Here is a 20,273-nt window from a genome sequence, read left to right on the forward strand (position 1 = left end):
GTTCGCCTTCGCAGAAGTGAAATGATAGGCGTTCAAGGGATGATCTTATCGTTAGCCCATCATCTGAGAGGAAGCGGGCGGCGCCTTCAGCCTGTCAGGGAATCCGCTTCTTGGCTGCCATGCTCGGCAGCGTCACATCTACGCGTGCCCCGCCTTCCGCCCGGTTCGTAATACGGATGACGCCTTGATGCAAATTGACGATTTTTTGGGCGATGGATAGGCCAAGACCGCTGCCACCCAGCTTTTTGCTGCGGGATTTGTCTGCCTTATAAAATCGTTCAAACAACCTATAGCCGTCTTCGTCAGGAAACCCGCTGCCATTATCCGATACGGATACTTTAACGGAGTCTGTATCAAGGCTCATCTCAATGCGAATATAACCGCCTTCCGGAGCAAATTTGATCGCGTTGCCGATGACATTGATCCATACCTGGCTCAGCTGATCCTCATCGGCATTAATTTTCACATGGGGCAGCTCCAATATCATTTCAAGCGACTTTTCCGACCACAGCGGTTCGCAGGCGACAATAACTTGCCGCAGCTGCTCATCAAGATCGTAGGTCACCGGATCAAAAGCAGGCACGGCTGAATCCAGTTCCGCCAGTTTTAGCAAATTATCACTAAGACGCGACAGACGCTGGCTTTCTGTATAAATAATTTGCAAATAACGCTGCTTCTGCTCGGGATCCTCCACCGCATCCAGCATAAGCATCCGTGAAAATCCGGCAATTGACGTCAGCGGCGATTGGATTTCATGCGAGACGCTGCTGACAAACTGCCCACGCAGTTCATCCATCTGCTGGATCTCCTTTGCCATGCCGCTAAAGCTTTGTGCCAGCTGCCCTAGCTCATCCGTACGCTTGCCTGACTTTAGCTGAATGTCGAAACGCCCACTCGCCATTCGTTCCACCGCCTGCTTCATTTCCTTAAGCGGACGTACCAAATAAATGGCCGCCACAAAAATACACAGGCCGCCAACCCCCAGAACAACAGCAAGCGCTACGAACAGCATCTGGTTGAAAATAGCCACCTGGCTCGACTGCTGGTGCACGAACAGCCCGTAAGATTTATGATCCCATGTAAATGGCATCCCGAGCACAAGGCCACTCCCTGCTGTGAAGCCAAAACCAATATTCACGAACGGCTCGCCGCCTATGACAGATTTTGAAATGCTGTCTCCAGGCGTAATACCGTATTCTGCAAACGGCTTCCCCTCCTCATTCAACCAGCCCTTCTCATCCATAACCATGAATGTATAGGACGGAGTAGGCTGCAATATCGTTACAATACGCTTCCCTTCGTCTATGCCATATTGCTCATATATGGTCGCGATAGATTGTCCGTATCCTAAAACCTCCTTCTTCACTTCCGTGATCACCTGGTCCTTAAACAGCGTAATCGTAATAAAGAAGGCGCTGACCAGACCGACCAGCACCGCCGTTATAAAACTAATAATAACCCTGACATATAACGTTCTTAGCATGCATCCACCATTTCAAGCCTGTAGCCAAGCCCACGCTTAGTTACAATCGTAAACGGCGCATCCATTTCTGCAAAACGTTCGCGCAATCGCTTAATATGTACATCCACTGTCCGCTCATCGCCGAAAAACTGCGGACCCCAAATTTGGCTGATCAGCTCGTTGCGCGTGAAAATTTTACCCGGGTTGCCCGCCAGCTTGAACAGCAGCTCAAATTCCTTCAGCGGCAGCGCCACCCGTGCCTGCCCCTGCATCACCTCAAACGTATGCCGATCCAGCACAAAATCGCCCAACTGCAGCCGCATTGACGCTTCAATTCGGTAGCGTTTCAACAATGCCCGAACACGCAGCACTAGCTCATAGGGCTCGAAAGGCTTCACCATATAATCATCAGTTCCCAGGCCAAACGCTTTGATTTTCTGATTAATTTCACGCTTTGCTGTTACCATCAGCACAGGGATATTCGGGTATTCTTCCTTTACATATTTACATAGCTCCCAGCCATCCATGAAGGGCATCATCACATCAAGCACCACTAAGTCTGCTTTTTGCTTTCGCAGCAGCCGAATGGCCTCTATGCCGTGGCTTGCCTGAATCGTCTGAAATCCCTCACTGCTAAGCTGCGCGTGCATGAGCTCGCGTATATCTGGATCATCATCTACCAGCATGACACTTGCCATCTCTTTGTTCCTCCCGCTCTCCTGTGGCTTCTCCATAGTTTTCGGCAGTTTCTATTCAAAATTATAGCTTATGCTCAGAAAAAACTGTCAAGCCTTATCTATAACTTGTACGAACGAGAAGGCTTTTGGTAACCTTTTGTTTTGTTTATATGCGATTATGTCAAATTTGCACTTTTCATTAGATATCGGCAATCGGGCAATGGTATAATGAGAATTAGCTTTTCTTATAAATAGGAGGAATGATTGCACATGAAATTAGGAGTATTCAGCGTGCTTTTCGCACAGAAGTCATTTGAAGAAGCGCTCGATTACATAGCTGCCAAAGGACTGGATGCTATTGAAATCGGCACTGGCGGTTACCCTGGCACAGCCCACTGTGATCCTGATGTCCTGCTTGCTGATGAGGAAAAGTTGAAAGCGTTTAAGCATGCGGTAGAATCACGCGGCCTGATTATCAGCGCCCTGAGCTGCCACGGCAATCCGCTGCACCCGCAGAAGCATCTTGCTGCTGCAGATGATGCGACCATTCGCAAAACGATCGAACTCGCAGGACGTTTGGGCGTTCCTGTCGTCAATACATTTTCCGGCTGCCCAGGCGACCACGAGGATGCTAAATATCCGAACTGGCCGGTTGCACCTTGGCCAAATGATTTTCAAGAAATTTTGGCTTGGCAGTGGGAGCACAAAGTTATCCCTTATTGGACTGAAATCGGAGCGCTTGCTGTCGAGCATGGTGTGAAAATCGGACTTGAGCTGCACGGCGGCTTCTCCGTTCACAGCCCGGCAACGCTGCTTCGCCTGCGTGAAGCGGTTGGCCCGGTTATCGGCGCCAACTTGGATCCGAGCCACATGTGGTGGCAAGGGATTGATCCGGTTCAAGCAGTGCAAATTTTGGGTCGCGCTGGCGCGATTCACCATTTCCACGCGAAGGATACGACGATTGATCCAATCAACGTCAACCATCACGGCGTAACGGATATGCAATCGTATTCGCTGATGCTGGATCGCGCTTGGCAATTCCGCACCGTCGGCTTCGGGCATGACCTGAAAGTATGGGCAGATATTATTAGCGCGCTTCGTCTAGTCGGCTACGACTATGTCGTGAGCATTGAGCATGAGGACGGCCTGATGTCCGTTGATGAAGGCTTCACGAAAGCGGTGCAAAACCTGCAGCAAGTGCTGATTAAAGAACCACTAGGCGAAATGTGGTGGGTATAGATTGAAGGAGGGCGGCTGCATCCGATGAGGATGTGGCCGTTTTTTTGCAATAAGACTGTGGACGAGGGCTTGTAATCTTTACATTCCGCTAATAAATAACACTCTCCGCGTTAATCCTGCTAACGTACTCTATAAGTGCACCCCCCACTAAAACAGAGGATAGGTGATCCGCATGACTGGCTATACTTCTGCTTCTTCTTCGTTCGTCCCTCAGGTCAGTACAAGCCAAAGCTGCTATGAAGCGCTCCAGCTTTTTCGCAGCTACCCGGAAGCACCTTGCGCAGTTGTCTGCAATTCGCTGGCAGAGCCTGTTGGGCTCGTAATGCGCGACCGTTTTTTTCTCCAATTATCTAGCAGCTTCCTTGGCTATTACCAGACGGACATCACCAAGCTCATGAATACCCGCTTTCTCTCCACCGTCGCCTCATCCACTGACACAGACTTTAATCTGGGCAGCATCTCCTCATTGAAAAATAAAGCTATTGATCGTCACCCCGAGCTGCGCAGCGATTGTATCGTTATTACGAATGAACAGGGCCAATTCGCGGGTATCATCGATGTTGCAGTTTTAGAAAACGGCCTAACCTACTCCTAAGTATCAGCTTCAATCAGATCAAGTCATTCATTATACCAGTACTACCTTCCCAAAACAGCCAAGGAAAAAGATTACTATTTAGGTCTCCTCTATTCAGGGGAGATTTCTTTGTCTGAAAATAAGGATTTTCAGGTCTGTTTGTCGAATTGATTATAATTACCATCTCAGTAAATGGATAAATAAAATGGAACTAAAAAGGGATTAGGTCCTTACCTTAAGCAAGAGTGGTCATAAACTTACCAGTCTACTGAGCAGACCAGAATTCAGCTTACATATAAGGACTTATAGCAGAAAATTAATTGACTTAATAATTTATTGTACAACATGTGGAGGGCTGGGATTGGAAAAAATACTAATGGTGAACGGGCTTAACAAGAGCTATTCAGATTTCTCTTTAAAGAATGTAAATCTGGAATTGCTGCCTGGGGATATCATGGGCTTGATTGGAGAAAATGGAGCAGGAAAAACAACGCTAATGAAATTGCTGCTTAATCTGCTGACTCCCGAAAAAGGGGAAATCTTAGTATTCGGAAAAAATTATGAAGGTCATGAATCGTACATTAAAAATAGGCTGGGCGTTGTTTTCGATGAAAATTATTTACATGGATTGTTAACACTCAAACAATTTAACTACGTGATGTCCAGTATCTATGAGCAATGGAATCAACAGGCTTACTATAATTATTTGGAAATGTTCCATTTACCCGTAAACACAAAAATAAATCAGTTTTCCAAGGGAATGAAGGTGAAGCTGAATTTTTCTGTCGCCTTGTCACATCATCCTAAATTATTGCTTTTAGATGAAGCTACAAGCGGGCTGGACCCTATAATGAGGATTGAAATTTTAGATGTTCTGAATGACTATGTCACCGCAAATAACAGTAGCGTCCTCCTATCCTCACACATCCTCTCGGATGTTGAACGTATAGCGAATAAATTAACCTTTTTACACAAAGGAAACGTGGTTTTTTCTGAAAAAATTTCAAACGCCACCCAGAATGGGAGCCTTGAAGACATGATGAGATCATATGTAAAAGGGGAGAACTCCATTGAAAGGCTTAATAATTAAAGATTTATTGGTGCTGAAAAGCAAAGTGAAAATCATTCCCTTTATACTTTTATGTATTTTGGAAATTTTGGCCATTTACTTACTTGGCTCTACTGGCGTAATTGCTTTGAACGTATTTATCCCAATCTATTTCTGCGCTCTCGCCATACCTGTATTCCAAGAGGATGAGAAAGCGGGATGGCACACCTATGTTGCAGCTTCACCGCTATCCAAGAAACAAATCGTTGGAAGCCGCTATATTGTGAGCTTTTCGATTATAACCACCGTATTGTTAGGTCTATTATTGTTTAATGTACTTTATTATTTCTTATTTAGCGATCTATCCTTTTCGGTTCATATACTGACCTTATTCGCAGCGCTGTCCATCGGGTTTATTTACCTGTCCCTGCTGATCCCCTCCATTTACTATAATGGAACCAATGGCAGCTCCATTGTGATGCTAATCGTTATCCTATCCTCGTCAGGAGGCGCTTTTCTTATTAATTCTGGGAAGCTATCCTTAGAAGCCCTTGTCATGATGAACCCATTGCTTTTAGTATGCTGTTTGCTTCTTGGATTGATCCTAATCCTCTCACTATCCCTGTTTATTTCCATGAGAATTTTCGTTGCCTCTCTAGCTAAATAGCCTCTCTGAATAAGAAAAGAGCCGTAACCCGAACCGTCCACGGCAGCATCGGATCACGACTCTTTTTTTGTGTTCGCTGAGATTAGCTTATCCCCGCGTCATTTCTACTCCGTTGAGCACTAGACGGTAACGAATGTCCGCTTTCAGCGAATCCGAGACGGCGCAATATTTTTCTTTGCCGAGCTCAATCGCTTTCCAAATTCGGTAATCCGGCACATCGCCATTCACTTTGAAAATCAGATCGATAGCCGTAAAGCCTTTTGGCATCTCCTCTTTGCGCGTGCCTTCCGCATCAATCTCGATGCTGGTGATTGAACCGAGGAACGCATCCATAATCATCGTAATATCGATGCCGATGCAGCCCGCGAGGCCCGCCAGCAGCAGCTCCATCGGTGTAGCTCCTTGTCCGTCGCCGCCATATGCTGCGGTTGCATCCATTCCAACGCTGTAGCCAGATGGCCCTACAGATGTAAATGCACGTTTGCCTGTCCATGTTGTTGTAACCTTCATTGCGGTGTACCCTCTTTCTTTCGTAAGAATCGAAGGCCATGCCTCCTACTTTAACTCTGAAGTTCGTGTATTGCCTAGGTCGCTTCGTTATGTGAAACTTATTTTATAATGTTCTGTTGTTCGTTATTGCTGCTCTTGCTGCACCCCTCTGTGCTGGCCCAGCTTATTTAGAAATCGTCGGGCCCGTTCGGTAGCTGGATGGTCGAAAAATATCTCCGGCGCAGCCTCCTCGACAATTTGCCCGTCATCCATAAACACAACCCGGTTCGCGACATGGCGAGCGAAAGCCATTTCATGCGTCACCACCAGCATCGTCATCCCTTCGCGCGCCAGCTGCTGCATGACATCGAGCACCTCGCCGACCAATTCCGGATCAAGCGCCGAGGTCGGCTCGTCAAACAATAAAACGTCCGGCTCCATCGCGAGCGCCCGGGCAATCGCTACCCGCTGCTGCTGCCCGCCAGACAGCCTGGATGGATATTCATCCAGCTTGCCTTCCAGCCCGACGCGCTCCAGCATTTTTTTGCCGATCGCGATGGCTTCGCTTTTGGGCAGCTTTTTCACGATGAGCAGTGATTCAATGACGTTGCCTAGCGCCGTTTTGTGCGGGTACAAGTTAAACTGCTGAAAGACCATCCCGCTATGGCGGCGAATGGTTCGGACATTCTGCGTGCGCTCGCGTGGCTTCATTTGTGTATTCAGGTGAACACCGTTCATCTCAATACTGCCTCCGCTCAGCGTCTCCAGCCCATTCAGGCAGCGAAGCAGTGTGCTTTTTCCCGAACCGCTTGGCCCGAGCAGCACAATGATCTCCCCAGCGTTGACTTGAAGATTAATCCCCTTCAGCACCTCGGTGCCTTGAAAGGACTTCGTTAATTTTTCTGTCGTAATCATTGTATTTCTCACGCCCCAACCCAAGCGTAAACGGCTGTCGCCGTACTCTGGCGGAAAAGCTTCCGTTTCGCGATGAAATATAAGCCCATTATAAGAGTGAAACTTATCATTTCTTATATTTTTAATAAGCTTTGGACAAGCGCTTCTCAATCGCTTCCAAAATAGCTGAAAAAGCGGTGCTCATCACCCAATACATGACTCCAATTCCGATATAAAACGGCATATTGACGTAATACTGCGCGATAAGCAAATTCGCCTGGCGCAGCAGCTCGGTTACGGTAATAAATGAAACGAGCGAGGTCTCCTTGAGCATTCCGATAAACGTATTGCCCATTGGCGGAATGGCCACTCTTGCCGCCTGCGGAAGCACGATCCGGTATAGCGCCTGCCATGAGGTCATGCCCGTTGCATAAGCGGCCTCCATCTGTCCTTTTGGAATGGACACAATCGCCCCGCGGAACGTCTCCGATAAATACGCACCCACATTAATGCTTAGCGCTAGTGTTGCCGCCGTAAGCGGCCCGAATACAATGCCGTAATCAACCAGCCCATAATAAACGACAAAAATTTGGATGAGCACCGGTGTTCCCCGAATAATCGAGACGTACCCCCGAGCCAATAGCCGAATGGGGCGGTTGCCTTTCAAACGGGCAATCGCTACTACTCCGCCGATAATAAGGCCAAAAAACATCGACATCATCGTCAGCAGCAGCGTATAATAAGCGCCCTTAAGCAGAAAAAAGAAATTTTCAAAAACGAGATTCATATCGTGAAGGTTCCCTTCATATGAGCCAAAAATTTTGACGAGAGCCGGGCTTACTCAGCCGCTGGCTCCTCGCCGAACCATTTTACAAAAATAGTTTTATACGTGCCGTCGGCTTTCATCGCCTTCAAAGCTTCATTCAGCGCGTCGCGGAATTCAGGATTGTCTTTGCGCACTGCGATGCCTGCATTGTCCGATTTGATTGGATCGCCAACCGCTTTGATTTTAAAGCCATTTTTCTCGACGATCGGCTTCAGAGCATACATATTGTTGATCGTCGCATCGATACGGCCTGCATTCAAATCCTGCAGCGACGTAATGACATCGTCATAGGTTTTGATGGTGAAGTTGCCGACTTCAGGCAGCACCGTTTTGCGAAGATACGTTTCGTCGTTCGTACCAAGGCCTACGCCAATGTTTTTGCCTTTAAAATCAGCCAGCTTCGTAATTGTATCGTTTTTCTCGGCAACGATGATTTTTACAGAGTTCGTAATATACGGTTCGGTAAAATCCATCTGCTCCTTGCGCTCGTCTGTTATCGTCATTTGGCTAATGACGACATCAAATTTCTTCGCCTGCAGACCGGCAATCATGCCGGAAAACTCCTGTGCGACAAACTCGGCTTTAACGCCAAGGCGCTTCGCAATTTCTTTGGCAATATCCGCGTCGAAGCCATCCATTTCCTTGTTTTCGTTCAAAAAGTTATACGGGGCATAGGTTCCCATTAACCCCACCTTAATTACACCAGCCTGTTTCACCTGCTCCAGCAAATTAGAAGAAGCAGTTGCTCCTGCTTCCGCTGTTGGCGATGCCGAACCCGCATTTCCGCTGTTGCTGTTCTTCGAACCGCAGCCCGCCACAATAACCGCCAGCAGCAAAATAGCTGTCATCATCCATAATGTTGTTTTTTTCATTTGAATCCTCATCTTCCACTCTCTCCTTCATAGCTTCTCTAATATTTATATTGTTGCTTATTAATGTGTCCGGCTTTCTCAGGGAAATGCAGCTAAATGCCTAATAATCCGAAAAATTCAAAGCGCGCCGTTTCTGCAGCCAGCAATTCCGCAGATTTCACCGCGATAGCATCGCTTTCCGGCGTGCTGCGAAACAGCCAACGAGACAATACGCCTTCAATAAGACTCATCAGAAATGCTGCTCGCAGCTTGGCATCAATGGTAGCCGGCAGCATGCCCAGCTCAGTGGCGCGTTCAATATTGAGTACAAAAGATTGTTCCATCGCCATTTGAGTAACCGTTATTTCTTGTCTAACGACTTCGCTGAATCCCGTGCCATCCAGCAGCATTCCCATTAAATAACGATTTTCCTTGGCAAAATGGAACAGCTCGGTCAACAAATGCTCGGAGGCCGAAACCATGTCCTGCACCGAACCAGCATTTTTACGGTAGCCTTGTCCAATAACCGTAAGCAGCCGCTCCCGACCATCCTGTACAATTTCTATAGCTATCGCTTCTTTGCTTTTGAAATACCAATAGAAAGTGCCTTGTGCAACCCCTGCATCCGCTACAATATCCGAAACTTTCGTCGAATGGTAACCATAAAGGGCAAAACGCTTCAGTGCGGACTCCATAATCTGGTGTTTGCGCTCCGCATTGTTCGCCGTATTCCGATCTACGGTTCCGATAAAGCATCGCCTCCATTGATTGACTCGTCAGTCAGTTTTGATTTAAATCCTATCGGATCACTGGTATATTGTCAAGTAGGCAACAAAAAAAGTCCGCCCAGGTTGGATTCAACTTGGACGAACTTTTTTTGTTTTTCCTTATGCCAACCATACTTTGGCGATCATGATGTAATCAATAAACAAAAACAATCCCAAAGATACAGCTGTGAAACCAATCGCAAAAATGTTCTTCTTGCGCTCTTTGACCAACCGGACAAAGCCGATCAATAACAAAATTGTAAACGCAAGCATGAACCAGTCAAACGTGTTAATGTTGCTGGTCGTTTGTGCTGCTTCTTCTGCCAAAAACATTTGAATGACCCCTCCCACAGTTAAGCTTTTGCTCCATTCCACTTGCTTTAGGACCAGTCTTCCAAACCAAGGTGAAACGGCTTTCGTCGTCCTCTGACGGCGCGGCGCGTTTCATTCCGAGAAATATAGAGAAAGGATGGAAACATCATATCCTTTCCTATATTTTAAAAAATCCATTTGGCCATACTCATCCTATCCTAACCTATATGTTATCTTTTCCATGCGTCTGACGCAAGTCCGAATCTGTTTTCGTAACAACTTTGTCACGTTTGTCCATGAAGTACGCCGCATCCTGACTAACCGCTAGCAGGAGGCTTTGCTGCTATCTCCTTATACGGTGTCCAGCTTTGTCCAACCTTATAACCTGCGGCCGTCATGAAATGTAGCTAGAGGAAAAATCAAACATAGAAAAAAGGCTAGCCCCCATCGGTTGGCTAGCCTCATAATACTAAGCTTAATTAGATGCTGCCGCAACGGAAGATTCCGTCTCGCGCCGCTGAATAGTCCGTTCCCGGTCACGCTCCATAATAGGCTTCAGGTATTTTCCTGTATAGGACTTGTCTACCTTGGCCACTTCCTCAGGCGTTCCCGTTGCCACGATCATTCCGCCGCCGCTTCCGCCTTCCGGGCCCAAATCGATCAAATAATCAGCTGTCTTAATAACATCCAGATTATGCTCAATGACGAGTACCGATTCACCCGAATCAACAAGGCGGTGCAACACCATTAGCAGACGGTCAATATCATCAGCATGCAAGCCTGTCGTCGGCTCATCCAAAATGTACATCGTTTTGCCCGTACTCCGGCGATACAGCTCGGAAGCCAGCTTAACACGCTGTGCTTCACCGCCAGACAATGTAGTTGCAGGTTGTCCCAGGCGCATATAGCCTAAGCCTACATCAAGCAGCGTCTGCAATTTGCGCTGGATTCTCGGAATATTTTCAAAAAACTTGCAGCCATCCTCAATCGTCATTTCGAGAACATCAGCAATGCTCTTGCCTTTATATTTCACTTCCAGCGTTTCGCGATTGTAACGCTTGCCTTTGCAAATTTCACAAGGAACGTACACGTCAGGCAGGAAATGCATTTCAATCTTGATAATGCCATCTCCACGGCAAGCCTCGCAGCGGCCGCCCTTCACATTAAAGCTGAATCTGCCCTTCTTATAGCCCCGTACCTTGGACTCATTAGTCGAGGCATAAAGGTCGCGAACGTCATCAAACATGCCTGTATACGTAGCGGGGTTCGAGCGCGGCGTTCTGCCAATCGGCGATTGGTCAATGTCGATGACCTTCTCCAAATGCTCGATACCGCGCATTTCCTTATATTGTCCTGGACGTGTTCTCGCTCGGTTCAAATCACGAGCAAGCGTCTTATATACGATTTCATTGACGAAGGTCGATTTGCCCGAACCAGATACGCCAGTAACCGCCGTAAAAATGCCAAGCGGAATTTTTACATTGACCCCGCGCAAATTATTTTCCTTCGCACCGCGAACTTCCAGCCACTTATCGCCCGCAGCGCGGCGCTCCAGCGGTACCTCAATAAACTTGCGACCGCTCAAATATTGGCCTGTCAACGAATGCTCATTGTGCATAATCTCCGCTGGTGTTCCTTCGGCGATAACGGTACCGCCATGAATGCCCGCACCAGGGCCAATGTCAATAATGTAGTCAGCCGCCAGCATCGTATCCTCATCATGCTCTACAACAATAAGCGTATTGCCGATATCCCTCATGTGCACAAGCGTCTCAATCAGCCGATCATTGTCCCGCTGATGAAGTCCGATACTCGGCTCATCCAAAATATAAAGAACGCCCATCAGGCTCGAACCGATCTGCGTTGCCAATCGAATTCGCTGTGCTTCACCGCCAGACAACGTCCCAGCCGCACGGTTCATTGCCAAATATTCCAGCCCGACATTGACAAGGAAGCCCAGCCGGCTATTGATCTCCTTCAAAATCAGATTGGCAATCGTTTGTTCCTTCTCCGTTAATACCAATCCTTCGAAGAAACGCTGCGAATCGCCGATGGAAAGCGAAGTGACGTGAGCGATGTTCTGGGAGGCAATCGTTACAGCTAGTGTTTCCTTGCGCAGCCGCTGGCCTTTGCAGCCGCCACATGGCTTGGCACTCATATAAGCTTCGATATATTCCCGCATGGAATCAGACGCCGTCTCGCGGTAGCGCCGCTCCAAATTGTTAACGATACCTTCAAACGGCACATAAGCCTCTTTACGATGACCAAAATCGTTTTCATATAGGAAGCGAACGCGTTCTCCGCCCGTACCATAAAGCAGCTTATTCATTTGCTCGTCGCTGAGCTCAGAAACGGGCACATCCTGTGGAATGTCATAATGCTCGCAAACCGAGCTTAAAAACTGCGGATAATAATTGGATGTGCTTCCGGCCCAGGCAAGAAATGCTGCATCTTTAATGGATTTGCTCGTATCGGGAACGAGCAAATCTGGATCGACGATCATCTTCGCGCCTAAACCGTCGCAATCCGGACAAGCACCGAACGGGCTGTTGAACGAAAACATCCGCGGCGCGAGCTCCTCTACGCTAAAGCCGCATACTGGACAAGCCAGGTTTGAGCTGAACAACAGCTCTTCTTTCTCCATTACGTCAACGAGCACCCGGCCATCAGCTAATTTAAGCGCCGTTTCTATTGAATCAGCCAAGCGGCTGTGGACGTCTGCCTTCACAACGATGCGGTCGACAACGACCTCAATGCTATGTTTTTTATTTTTCTCCAGCTCGATCTTCTCACTGAGCTCGCGCAGCTCGCCATTTACACGAACACGGACAAAGCCCTGCTTCTGAATATCGGCAAACAGCTTCGTATGCTCGCCCTTGCGGCCGGATACGAGTGGAGCCAAAATTTGCAGCTTCGTCTTCTCGGGATATTCCATAATACGGTCAACCATTTGTCCTACGGTCTGCGAAGTAATCTCGATCCCATGCTCCGGACAATGCGGCTTGCCAATCCGCGCGAACAGCAAGCGTAGGTAATCGTAAATTTCCGTTACCGTACCTACAGTCGAACGAGGATTGCGGCTAGTCGTCTTCTGGTCAATCGAAATGGCCGGAGACAAGCCTTCAATGGAATCCACATCGGGCTTCTCCATCTGGCCGAGAAACTGTCTGGCATAGGCAGATAAGGACTCCACATAACGGCGCTGTCCTTCGGCGTAAATCGTATCAAATGCAAGGGACGATTTTCCTGAGCCGCTCAATCCCGTTAATACAACAAACTTGTCGCGCGGAATGGTGACATCAATATTTTTCAAATTGTGTGCACGAGCGCCTTTGACTACAATTTTGTCGCTACCCAATCTTATTTCCTCCTCTATCCTGTCCATCCTCTTGCTTCGCTTCTACAATCCTGCACGCAGTTCCAGCAACGCGTCACGAAGCTCGGCTGCCCGCTCAAATTGCAGGTTTTTCGCCGCATCCTTCATTTCAACTTCCAATCTATTAATCATCGACTGACGGTCTTTCTTCGACATCTTGCCAGATCCGGCATCCGCCAAATAATCGGCCTTCTGCTCGGCAACCTTGGTCGCTTCAATCACTTCCAATACTTTCTTGCGAATCGTCTGCGGCGTAATGCCATGCTTCTCGTTGAAAGCTTCTTGAATCGTCCGCCGACGTTCCGTTTCCTTCATCGCACGGCCCATAGAATCCGTCACCTTATCGCCGTACATGATAACCCGGCCTTCGCTGTTGCGTGCCGCGCGTCCAATCGTTTGAATGAGCGAGCGGTCTGAGCGCAGGAAGCCTTCCTTATCCGCATCCAAAATCGCTACCAGCGATACTTCGGGCAAATCAAGTCCTTCCCGAAGCAGGTTAATGCCCACCAGCACGTGGAACACGCCAAGCCTTAGATCGCGCAATATCGCAATCCGCTCCAGCGTCTTAATATCCGAGTGCAAATAACGCACCTTCACGCCAATTTCCTTAAAATAATCGGTTAGATCCTCCGCCATCTTCTTCGTCAGCGTCGTCACCAATACCCGTTCATCCTTCGCTACCCGATCGCGAATTTCGCCCAGCAAATCATCGATCTGTCCCTTCGTTGGCCGAAGCTCAATGATCGGATCAAGCAGGCCGGTAGGGCGAATAATTTGCTCTACCATTGTCGGGCATTGCTCCAGTTCAAAAGGCCCCGGTGTAGCAGAGACATAAATCGTCTGCTTAGCCTTCGCCTCAAACTCCTCGAACTTAAGCGGCCGATTGTCCATCGCCGATGGCAGCCGGAAACCGTGATTGACGAGCATTTCCTTCCTAGCCCGGTCGCCATTGTACATGGCGCGAATCTGCGGCAGCGATACATGCGACTCATCAATCACAATGAGCATGTCATCCGGAAAATAATCGAAGAGCGTATAAGGCGTTGCTCCCCGTTCCCGGAACGTCAATGGACCCGAATAGTTCTCGATGCCTGAGCAAAAACCCATCTCGCTCATCATCTCAATATCATAGCGCGTACGCTGCTCAAGCCGCTGCGCCTCCAGCAGCTTTCCCGCTTCCTTAAGCTCAGCAAGCCGCTCCTCCAGCTCTCGCTCAATATTAACGAGCGCAAGCTTCATCGTCTCCTCATGAGTTACAAAGTGAGACGCTGGAAAAATCGCTACATGCTCACGCTCGCCCACGATCTCGCCGGTCAATACGTCAATTTCCGTAATCCGTTCAATCTCGTCGCCGAACAGTTCAATTCTAATCGCCCGCTCATTATTGGCAACGGGAAAAATCTCTATAATATCGCCGCGGACACGGAATGTCCCGCGAATAAAGTTAATATCGTTGCGCTGATATTGAATATCGACCAGCTTATGCAAAATCGCATCGCGGGGCTTCTCCATCCCTACGCGCAGCGACAGCAGCATGCTGCCGTACTCCTTCGGCGAACCTAAGCCATAGATACAGGAAACGCTGGCTACAACAATAACGTCTCTGCGTTCGAACAGCGAGCTGGTCGAAGAGTGGCGCAGCTTATCAATCTCTTCATTGATGCTCGAATCCTTCTCAATATACGTATCGGTTGAAGGAATATAAGCTTCCGGCTGAAAATAATCGTAATAGCTGACGAAATACTCAACTGCATTATCGGGGAAAAAAGACTTAAATTCGCTGCACAGCTGCGCTGCGAGCGTCTTGTTATGCGCAATAACGAGCGTAGGCCGATTCACCTGCGCAATCATATTGGCAATCGTATAGGTCTTTCCCGTTCCAGTCGCCCCAAGCAGCGTTTGAAATCTCTGTCCTGCTTCAACGCCTTCAACCAGCTGCTTAATAGCACGCGGCTGGTCGCCTTGCGGCGTATAGTCGGACTTAATCTCAAAGTTACGGGCTTGCGGTGCAAGATTACTCACTTCAGCCATCCACTCCTTCTTCGTTCCTCAGCTATCTATCATTATAGTCAATATCGTGCAAAAGAAGCAGCAAGCCTCAATTTGTTCATGCTGTTACAAGTAATTCCATTTCATTCAGGCAAATCTACTCTTTTATAAGAATATGTGTTCCCGTTTATTATAGCTCTAAGCATTCTCCGATGCAACCAGCTAAATTTCCCTACATGAGGCCAAATAAAAAGCGTAGGGACAGAATCGAAAAATCTGTCACCACGCTTTTGGAACAATATTTGCTATTAGCCTGTCAAGCAAGCCTAGACAAAAGCCATTTAGAACGGTAGTACTGAAGCTTGTGCTATACTGGCGTTTTTTCGCCAGACGCAGCATTATTTTCAGAAGCCGACACTTTAGATGAACCCCGGCGATGCGCCGTACGCTTGTGCTTCAACAAGTCAATCAGCGAGGCAGGGCCTGAGGCCGCATAGAAATTCGCATCCTCGTCTGGCGCCAAAATAACTCCGAGCTGATGATGCTCATTTTCATAACGCGCGCGCTGCACAAACTTTACTTCACCCGCATAGTTCAGCACTTCCAGCTTGCAGAAAGCCGAGTTGAGATGCAGCGCGGCATGCAGATCAGCCTTCGAATGCACGCGAACACCATTAACCTTGGAAATAATTTCTCCAGCTTGAAGCCCCAGGGCCTCAGCCGGCGTTTGCGGCAAAATGCCTAGCAAGCGCAAGCCGCGCTGGTCATGGACGAATAGCGGGCTGCTGGCATTTTCCAGCCTGCGGCTGCGCCAAATGATCGCTTCATGGAGCAGCAGCGAGCAGAGCGCGGCAATTGGCAGCAGCACGGGCAGCCACCAAGCCAGCAAAGCTGCTGCTGCGAGTGCGACGCTGTAAAGCAGCAAGCCTTTCGCGGCGTGTCTGGCCTTCTCCTCAGGCAGCATCGAGCGTGTCAATTCGCTAAAGCCGATAATCATCGGCAGCGCGGCAATCGTCCAGCCCTGCGACCAGTCTGCACCGAGCAGCGGCGTCCACGGCAATGCTGCTGTTGCAGCGCCAGTGCCTGCACCTCCACCAACAGGAACGAGCAGCAGCAAAGGCACCGGCCAAAAGCTTTGCAGCATGTAGCCGCCGACAATTTTCCCTCTCTTGCCCGAGAGGAACAGTGGCGTCGCCAGCTTGCCGCCCTGATTTCGCACAAGCAGCGCCTCTGCCAAGTGCAGCAGAGCTACCAGCATGAACAACCCCGTCATATCCATGGCGGCGAGTGAAGCTGCAGCTTGACTGGCTATGCCTTCGCCCGAAGCCAGCGGCGTAAACCCAACGATCCACTGCAGCATGCCAAGTACGCCGGCAGCATAAGCGAAGCATAAATAACGGATGCGAAACAGCATGAGCAGCGCTGAGACGCCCCATAACCACATCACTGATTGCTGGGTAACTGCAACGCCAATAAACGCGCCTACAAGGGATACAGCTAGTCCTACCAGCAAGCCTGTGACGATTGCCCGGCCAAGCAGCCGGGGCCATATATGCAGCTTGACGGCGAACAATTGCCGTTCAAGCTTAATCTGCTTTGTGTATTGGAGCAAAATAAATAAAATAGCCACATAATAAAAAGGTTGTACCAGCAGTTGAAGCAACGCCAGCTGGAATTGCTGCAACAAAGCAAGAGCCTGATTCACCGCATACACTCCTTCATTTTTACCAACTTATTCCTCAAGCCGCCTTTGCGGCATTTTCTCGTCTCACACCTGCTGCCGATTCAAAAGAAAAGGCTGACTCCGAAGACAGAGTCAACCTTGTAATGGATTCGACAACGAGGCGTTATTTCCTGCCTACCCGTTCAATCGCTTCCCGAAGCTGCACATCGTTGTTCTTGTCTTTAATCCATGCAATAACCGCCTTCTCCAATGCTGTGGCTGTTGACTTGTCCAGTTCTCCCGTCACCGGAAGACTTGAGTTTCGCTGAAATTGCTTAACGGCTTGCACGGTTTCCTCATTGAAATAACCATCATCGCGCTTCGGCTCATACCCAAGCCCTTTAAGCATAATTTGCGCACTGCGAATTTGCTCATTGTTCATATCGCGCTTCAGCGTTTCGGTTATCGTCAGCCGCGCAACGGTGTAAAGCGAAGGCGGGGCTACGGCCACGGTCGGCTCAACGCCCTTCTCATGAATCCAGATGCCTTCTGGCGTCAGCCACTTGGCAATCGTCATTTTCACAAGACTGCCATCGCCCAGCGCTTTATTGTAGCTCACCTGTACCGTTCCTTTGCCGAACGTCGTCTCACCGACCAGTATCGCACCGGCTTCCTCGCCCAGCGCACCAGCCAATATTTCTGAGGCGCTGGCGCTGCCTTTGTTCATGACTACGGCGACCGGATAAGCTTTGCGGCTGCCCTTGGACAACGTCTTCTCCCGCTTGCCGTCGCGATCCTCCACCTGAACAATCGCACTGCCCTTCGCAATAAACTGCTCGGCAATTTCTACAACGACCGGCAATACGCCGCCAGGGTTATTGCGGACGTCAATTACGAGGCCCTTAAGCCCTTGCCGTCCCTTATCGCCTGCTCCTTCGCTGACCTGGGCACCAGACTGTACCTGTGCCTGCCCTGCTGCCTGCTGCTTCGCTTCCTGCTCCAGACGGGCAAGCTCTTCCTTGAAGCGTTCGGCCGTATTGAGCGAAAACTGACGGATTTCAATGACGCCAATCCGGTCATCGGACAAATGGGCATATACGGTTTCCACATCAATATCATCCCGTATTAAAATCAGCTGGATCGATTCGCTTGTGCCCACCCGCTGGATCTGCAGCTTGGCCTTCGTCCCTTTCGGGCCACGAATTTTGTCTACGGCCTCATTCAACCCAAGACCCTCCAGCTTCTCTCCATTGACCGAAATGACGACATCCTTCGCCAGCAGTCCCGCCCGTTCGGCAGGAGAGCCTTTGATCGGGGATACGACGACGAGCTTGCCGTTTTGCAGCGTCACTTCCGCACCAATACCTGTGAAAGATCCTTCGATGGATTCGGAAAAATGCTGCGCTGACGTCTTCTCCATATAAACGGAGTAAGGATCATCCAGCGATTCCAGCATGCCTTTGACTGCGCCGTCTACCAGCTCTTCACGATCCGTCTTCTTCACATATTTGGTTTCAATCAAATCAAGCACCGCATTCATTTTGTCAATCTCGGCTTCATTCAGATCATGTTGCCCGCTAGTTTCGGCAGCTGCCGGAGCGGAGCCTGACGCCTGGTAGCTGCTCACGACAAGATCGCGAGCCACTACAAGCGTGACCAGAACAGAAGCGAGCATCGTAATCATTACAAAAGCAATGACTGTACGGCCTCTAAACTGCATATTCAGGACACCACCTTCTCGTTTGACCACAGCATTAAATAGAACCTACTTCGGTTCATGCCTTCCCGCTTGGAGGACACGCCCTAGTATATGACAAGTTCTGTCCATTTATTTGCGTCCGACCAGCGACCTGCTCATTCCATATTTTTCATTCCGAGAACTATAGAGAATGGATAGCGTTAGAATATCCTTTCTCTATATTTCAAGCGTAAACGGCTGTCGCCGTCCTCTGGCGGCCAAGCTACCGTTTCGCGTTGAAATATAAGCCCATTATAAGTGGGTAACTTATAAATGCTTATATTTCAAGCGTAAACGGCGCTGCCATCCTTTGACGGCAACGCTCGTTTCACGCAGAAGCAGAAATAGAAGCTGACTTATTATAAAGTCATGTATAATTGCTTGTATTTCGAACAAGGGCAGCCCGAAGGCTGCCGCTTGTTGCTGATCGTCCTATTTTAAATAGCTGCTTGGATCGGTTGTTGTCCCGTTAATACGCACCTCAAAATGCAAATGCGGTCCGGTGGAATTGCCCGTACTGCCAACCTCGGCAATTTTTTGGCCTTTTGTAACACTGTCGCCTTTGCTTACTTTAATGCCGCCTTCGCGAATATGGCCATACAGCGTCCACATGCCGCCGCCATGGTCGATAATGACGGCATTGCCATAACCGCTCCAGCGCTGCGCCATAATAACAACGCCGCTTTCCGCTGCATGAATAGCCGTTCCCTGCGGAGCTGCAAAATCGATGCCGGTATGGAGCTTCTTGGCACCCGTAATCGGGTGAATCCGATAGCCATAGCCCGAGCTGACACGATAAGAGTCAAAAATAGGCATGCCCAGCTTACCGCCCGTATAGACCGTACCGCCGCTTCCGCCTCCGCTGCTGCCATTGCCCTTACCCGCAGCCGCCGCCGCAGCTGCAGCAGCTTTTTCCCTCGCGATTCTTTCCGCTTCCAGCTTCGCCACCTTCTCGGCTTCCAGCTCGGATACCTTCTGTGCAAATTCAATCATTAGCGCTTCCTGCTCTGCGCTTATATCTTCGAGATCCTCAAGCTGATGATCATATTCAGCAACGAGCTTGTTTTTCTCGGCTTCTTTTTTCGCTAGATCGCTTTGGTAGTTTTGCAGCTTGGTGTACATCGTTTTGACTTCTTCAAGCTTGTGCTCGACCTCAGCTTTTTTCTCCTCAACCAGCGCCTGATCAACCTTGTTTTGCTCTAAAATGCTGCGATCCTGGCTTAAAATCAGCTGAAGCGAATCGAAGCGGTCGATAAAATCGGAAAAGCTGCTCGCATTCAGCAAAACGTCAAGATACGACACCGAGCCGTTCTCATACATAAGCCGCAGACGCTGCTGAATCAGAATGTCGCGTGTTTTGACACGGCCTTCCGCTTCTACCAGCTCCGCGCCAGCCTGTTGCAGCTCCGACTCCGTTTGATCAACCTTTGCTTGCGTATTATTCATATTGACTACAACAGCATCCAGCTGTGCCAATACGGCTTTGATAGAAGCTTGTACATCAGATTTGAGTGTCGATACTTCCGTCTTTTGCTGCTCTGTCGCGTCAGCTTCCTTCTGTGCCTTGTCAATGGCCTTCTTGGCATCCGAAAGCTGCTTATTAATGCTGTCCAGCGATGCGGCACTACTGCTCAGTGGCTGTACAAGCAATACCGTCATTATCACCATAAGAACGATTAGATTTCTTCTCTTCACCGACGC

Annotated in this window: 17 protein-coding genes; 4 read left to right on the forward strand and 13 right to left on the reverse strand. The window is 49.0% G+C overall.

What is annotated here, in order from left to right:
* Nucleotides 1–94: 94 nt before the first annotated feature.
* Nucleotides 95–1,483 (reverse strand): HAMP domain-containing sensor histidine kinase, encoded by a 1,389-nt coding sequence (locus AC50X8_RS25365; protein ID WP_494882249.1) that lies wholly within the window; start codon nt 1,481–1,483, stop codon nt 95–97.
* Nucleotides 1,477–2,160, reverse strand: coding sequence for a response regulator transcription factor (locus AC50X8_RS25370; protein ID WP_046229753.1), 684 nt, complete (start codon nt 2,158–2,160; stop codon nt 1,477–1,479). The genes AC50X8_RS25365 and AC50X8_RS25370 overlap by 7 nt, the downstream gene beginning before the upstream one ends.
* Before the next feature lie 249 nt (nt 2,161–2,409).
* On the opposite strand from AC50X8_RS25370, the gene AC50X8_RS25375 reads away from it, so the two are divergent.
* From AC50X8_RS25375 to AC50X8_RS25390, 4 genes are all read left to right on the forward strand, one after another.
* On the forward strand, nt 2,410–3,378 hold the full coding sequence (locus AC50X8_RS25375; protein WP_056036991.1) for a sugar phosphate isomerase/epimerase family protein: 969 nt from the start codon (nt 2,410–2,412) through the stop codon (nt 3,376–3,378).
* A 172-nt stretch (nt 3,379–3,550) separates the two neighbouring features.
* Nucleotides 3,551–3,973, forward strand: coding sequence for a CBS domain-containing protein (locus AC50X8_RS25380; protein ID WP_056036988.1), 423 nt, complete (start codon nt 3,551–3,553; stop codon nt 3,971–3,973).
* A gap of 340 nt (nt 3,974–4,313) precedes the next feature.
* Nucleotides 4,314–5,042, forward strand: a complete 729-nt coding sequence (locus AC50X8_RS25385; protein WP_494882252.1) for an ABC transporter ATP-binding protein — start codon at nt 4,314–4,316, stop codon at nt 5,040–5,042.
* Nucleotides 5,023–5,667 carry an ABC-2 transporter permease gene (locus AC50X8_RS25390; protein ID WP_494882254.1) on the forward strand — a complete coding sequence of 215 codons (645 nt, stop codon included), beginning with the start codon at nt 5,023–5,025 and terminating at the stop codon, nt 5,665–5,667. Before AC50X8_RS25385 ends, AC50X8_RS25390 begins: the two co-directional genes overlap by 20 nt.
* An 87-nt stretch (nt 5,668–5,754) precedes the next feature.
* Here the strand turns inward: AC50X8_RS25390 and AC50X8_RS25395 are convergent, their stop codons facing one another.
* The 11 genes from AC50X8_RS25395 to AC50X8_RS25445 all read right to left on the reverse strand — a co-directional run bounded on the left by AC50X8_RS25395 (nt 5,755) and on the right by AC50X8_RS25445 (nt 20,267).
* Nucleotides 5,755–6,177: an OsmC family protein gene (locus tag AC50X8_RS25395; RefSeq protein WP_046229750.1), complete on the reverse strand. Its 423-nt coding sequence runs from the start codon at nt 6,175–6,177 to the stop codon at nt 5,755–5,757.
* Nucleotides 6,178–6,300: 123 nt separating this feature from the next.
* Nucleotides 6,301–7,071, reverse strand: coding sequence for an amino acid ABC transporter ATP-binding protein (locus AC50X8_RS25400; RefSeq protein ID WP_494882409.1), 771 nt, complete (start codon nt 7,069–7,071; stop codon nt 6,301–6,303).
* A gap of 121 nt (nt 7,072–7,192) precedes the next feature.
* Nucleotides 7,193–7,837: an amino acid ABC transporter permease gene (locus tag AC50X8_RS25405; RefSeq protein ID WP_494882256.1), complete on the reverse strand. Its 645-nt coding sequence runs from the start codon at nt 7,835–7,837 to the stop codon at nt 7,193–7,195.
* A gap of 50 nt (nt 7,838–7,887) precedes the next feature.
* Nucleotides 7,888–8,748 carry a transporter substrate-binding domain-containing protein gene (locus tag AC50X8_RS25410; RefSeq protein ID WP_494882258.1) on the reverse strand — a complete coding sequence of 287 codons (861 nt, stop codon included), beginning with the start codon at nt 8,746–8,748 and terminating at the stop codon, nt 7,888–7,890.
* 92 nt (nt 8,749–8,840) lie between these two features.
* Nucleotides 8,841–9,422 (reverse strand): TetR/AcrR family transcriptional regulator, encoded by a 582-nt coding sequence (locus tag AC50X8_RS25415; RefSeq protein WP_494860774.1) that lies wholly within the window; start codon nt 9,420–9,422, stop codon nt 8,841–8,843.
* Between the two features lie 192 nt (nt 9,423–9,614).
* A complete protein-coding gene (locus AC50X8_RS25420) occupies nt 9,615–9,827 on the reverse strand; it encodes a hypothetical protein (RefSeq protein ID WP_056036971.1) in 213 nt (70 codons plus the stop codon).
* Between the two features lie 454 nt (nt 9,828–10,281).
* The gene (gene uvrA, locus AC50X8_RS25425; protein WP_056036969.1) at nt 10,282–13,164 is read right to left on the reverse strand and encodes an excinuclease ABC subunit UvrA; all 2,883 of its coding nucleotides are present in this window, start codon (nt 13,162–13,164) and stop codon (nt 10,282–10,284) included.
* Between the two features lie 42 nt (nt 13,165–13,206).
* A complete protein-coding gene (uvrB, locus tag AC50X8_RS25430; RefSeq protein ID WP_056037112.1) occupies nt 13,207–15,204 on the reverse strand; it encodes an excinuclease ABC subunit UvrB in 1,998 nt (665 codons plus the stop codon).
* Between the two features lie 334 nt (nt 15,205–15,538).
* On the reverse strand, nt 15,539–16,876 hold the full coding sequence (locus tag AC50X8_RS25435) for a PDZ domain-containing protein (protein WP_494882261.1): 1,338 nt from the start codon (nt 16,874–16,876) through the stop codon (nt 15,539–15,541).
* Nucleotides 16,877–17,018: 142 nt separating this feature from the next.
* Entirely contained in the window at nt 17,019–18,554 is a 1,536-nt protein-coding gene (locus AC50X8_RS25440) for a S41 family peptidase (RefSeq protein ID WP_494882263.1), read from the reverse strand.
* A 450-nt stretch (nt 18,555–19,004) separates the two neighbouring features.
* Entirely contained in the window at nt 19,005–20,267 is a 1,263-nt protein-coding gene (locus tag AC50X8_RS25445; protein WP_063892575.1) for a murein hydrolase activator EnvC family protein, read from the reverse strand.
* Nucleotides 20,268–20,273 lie beyond the last annotated feature (6 nt).

Source organism: Paenibacillus sp. JT22N15 (assembly GCF_059383755.1).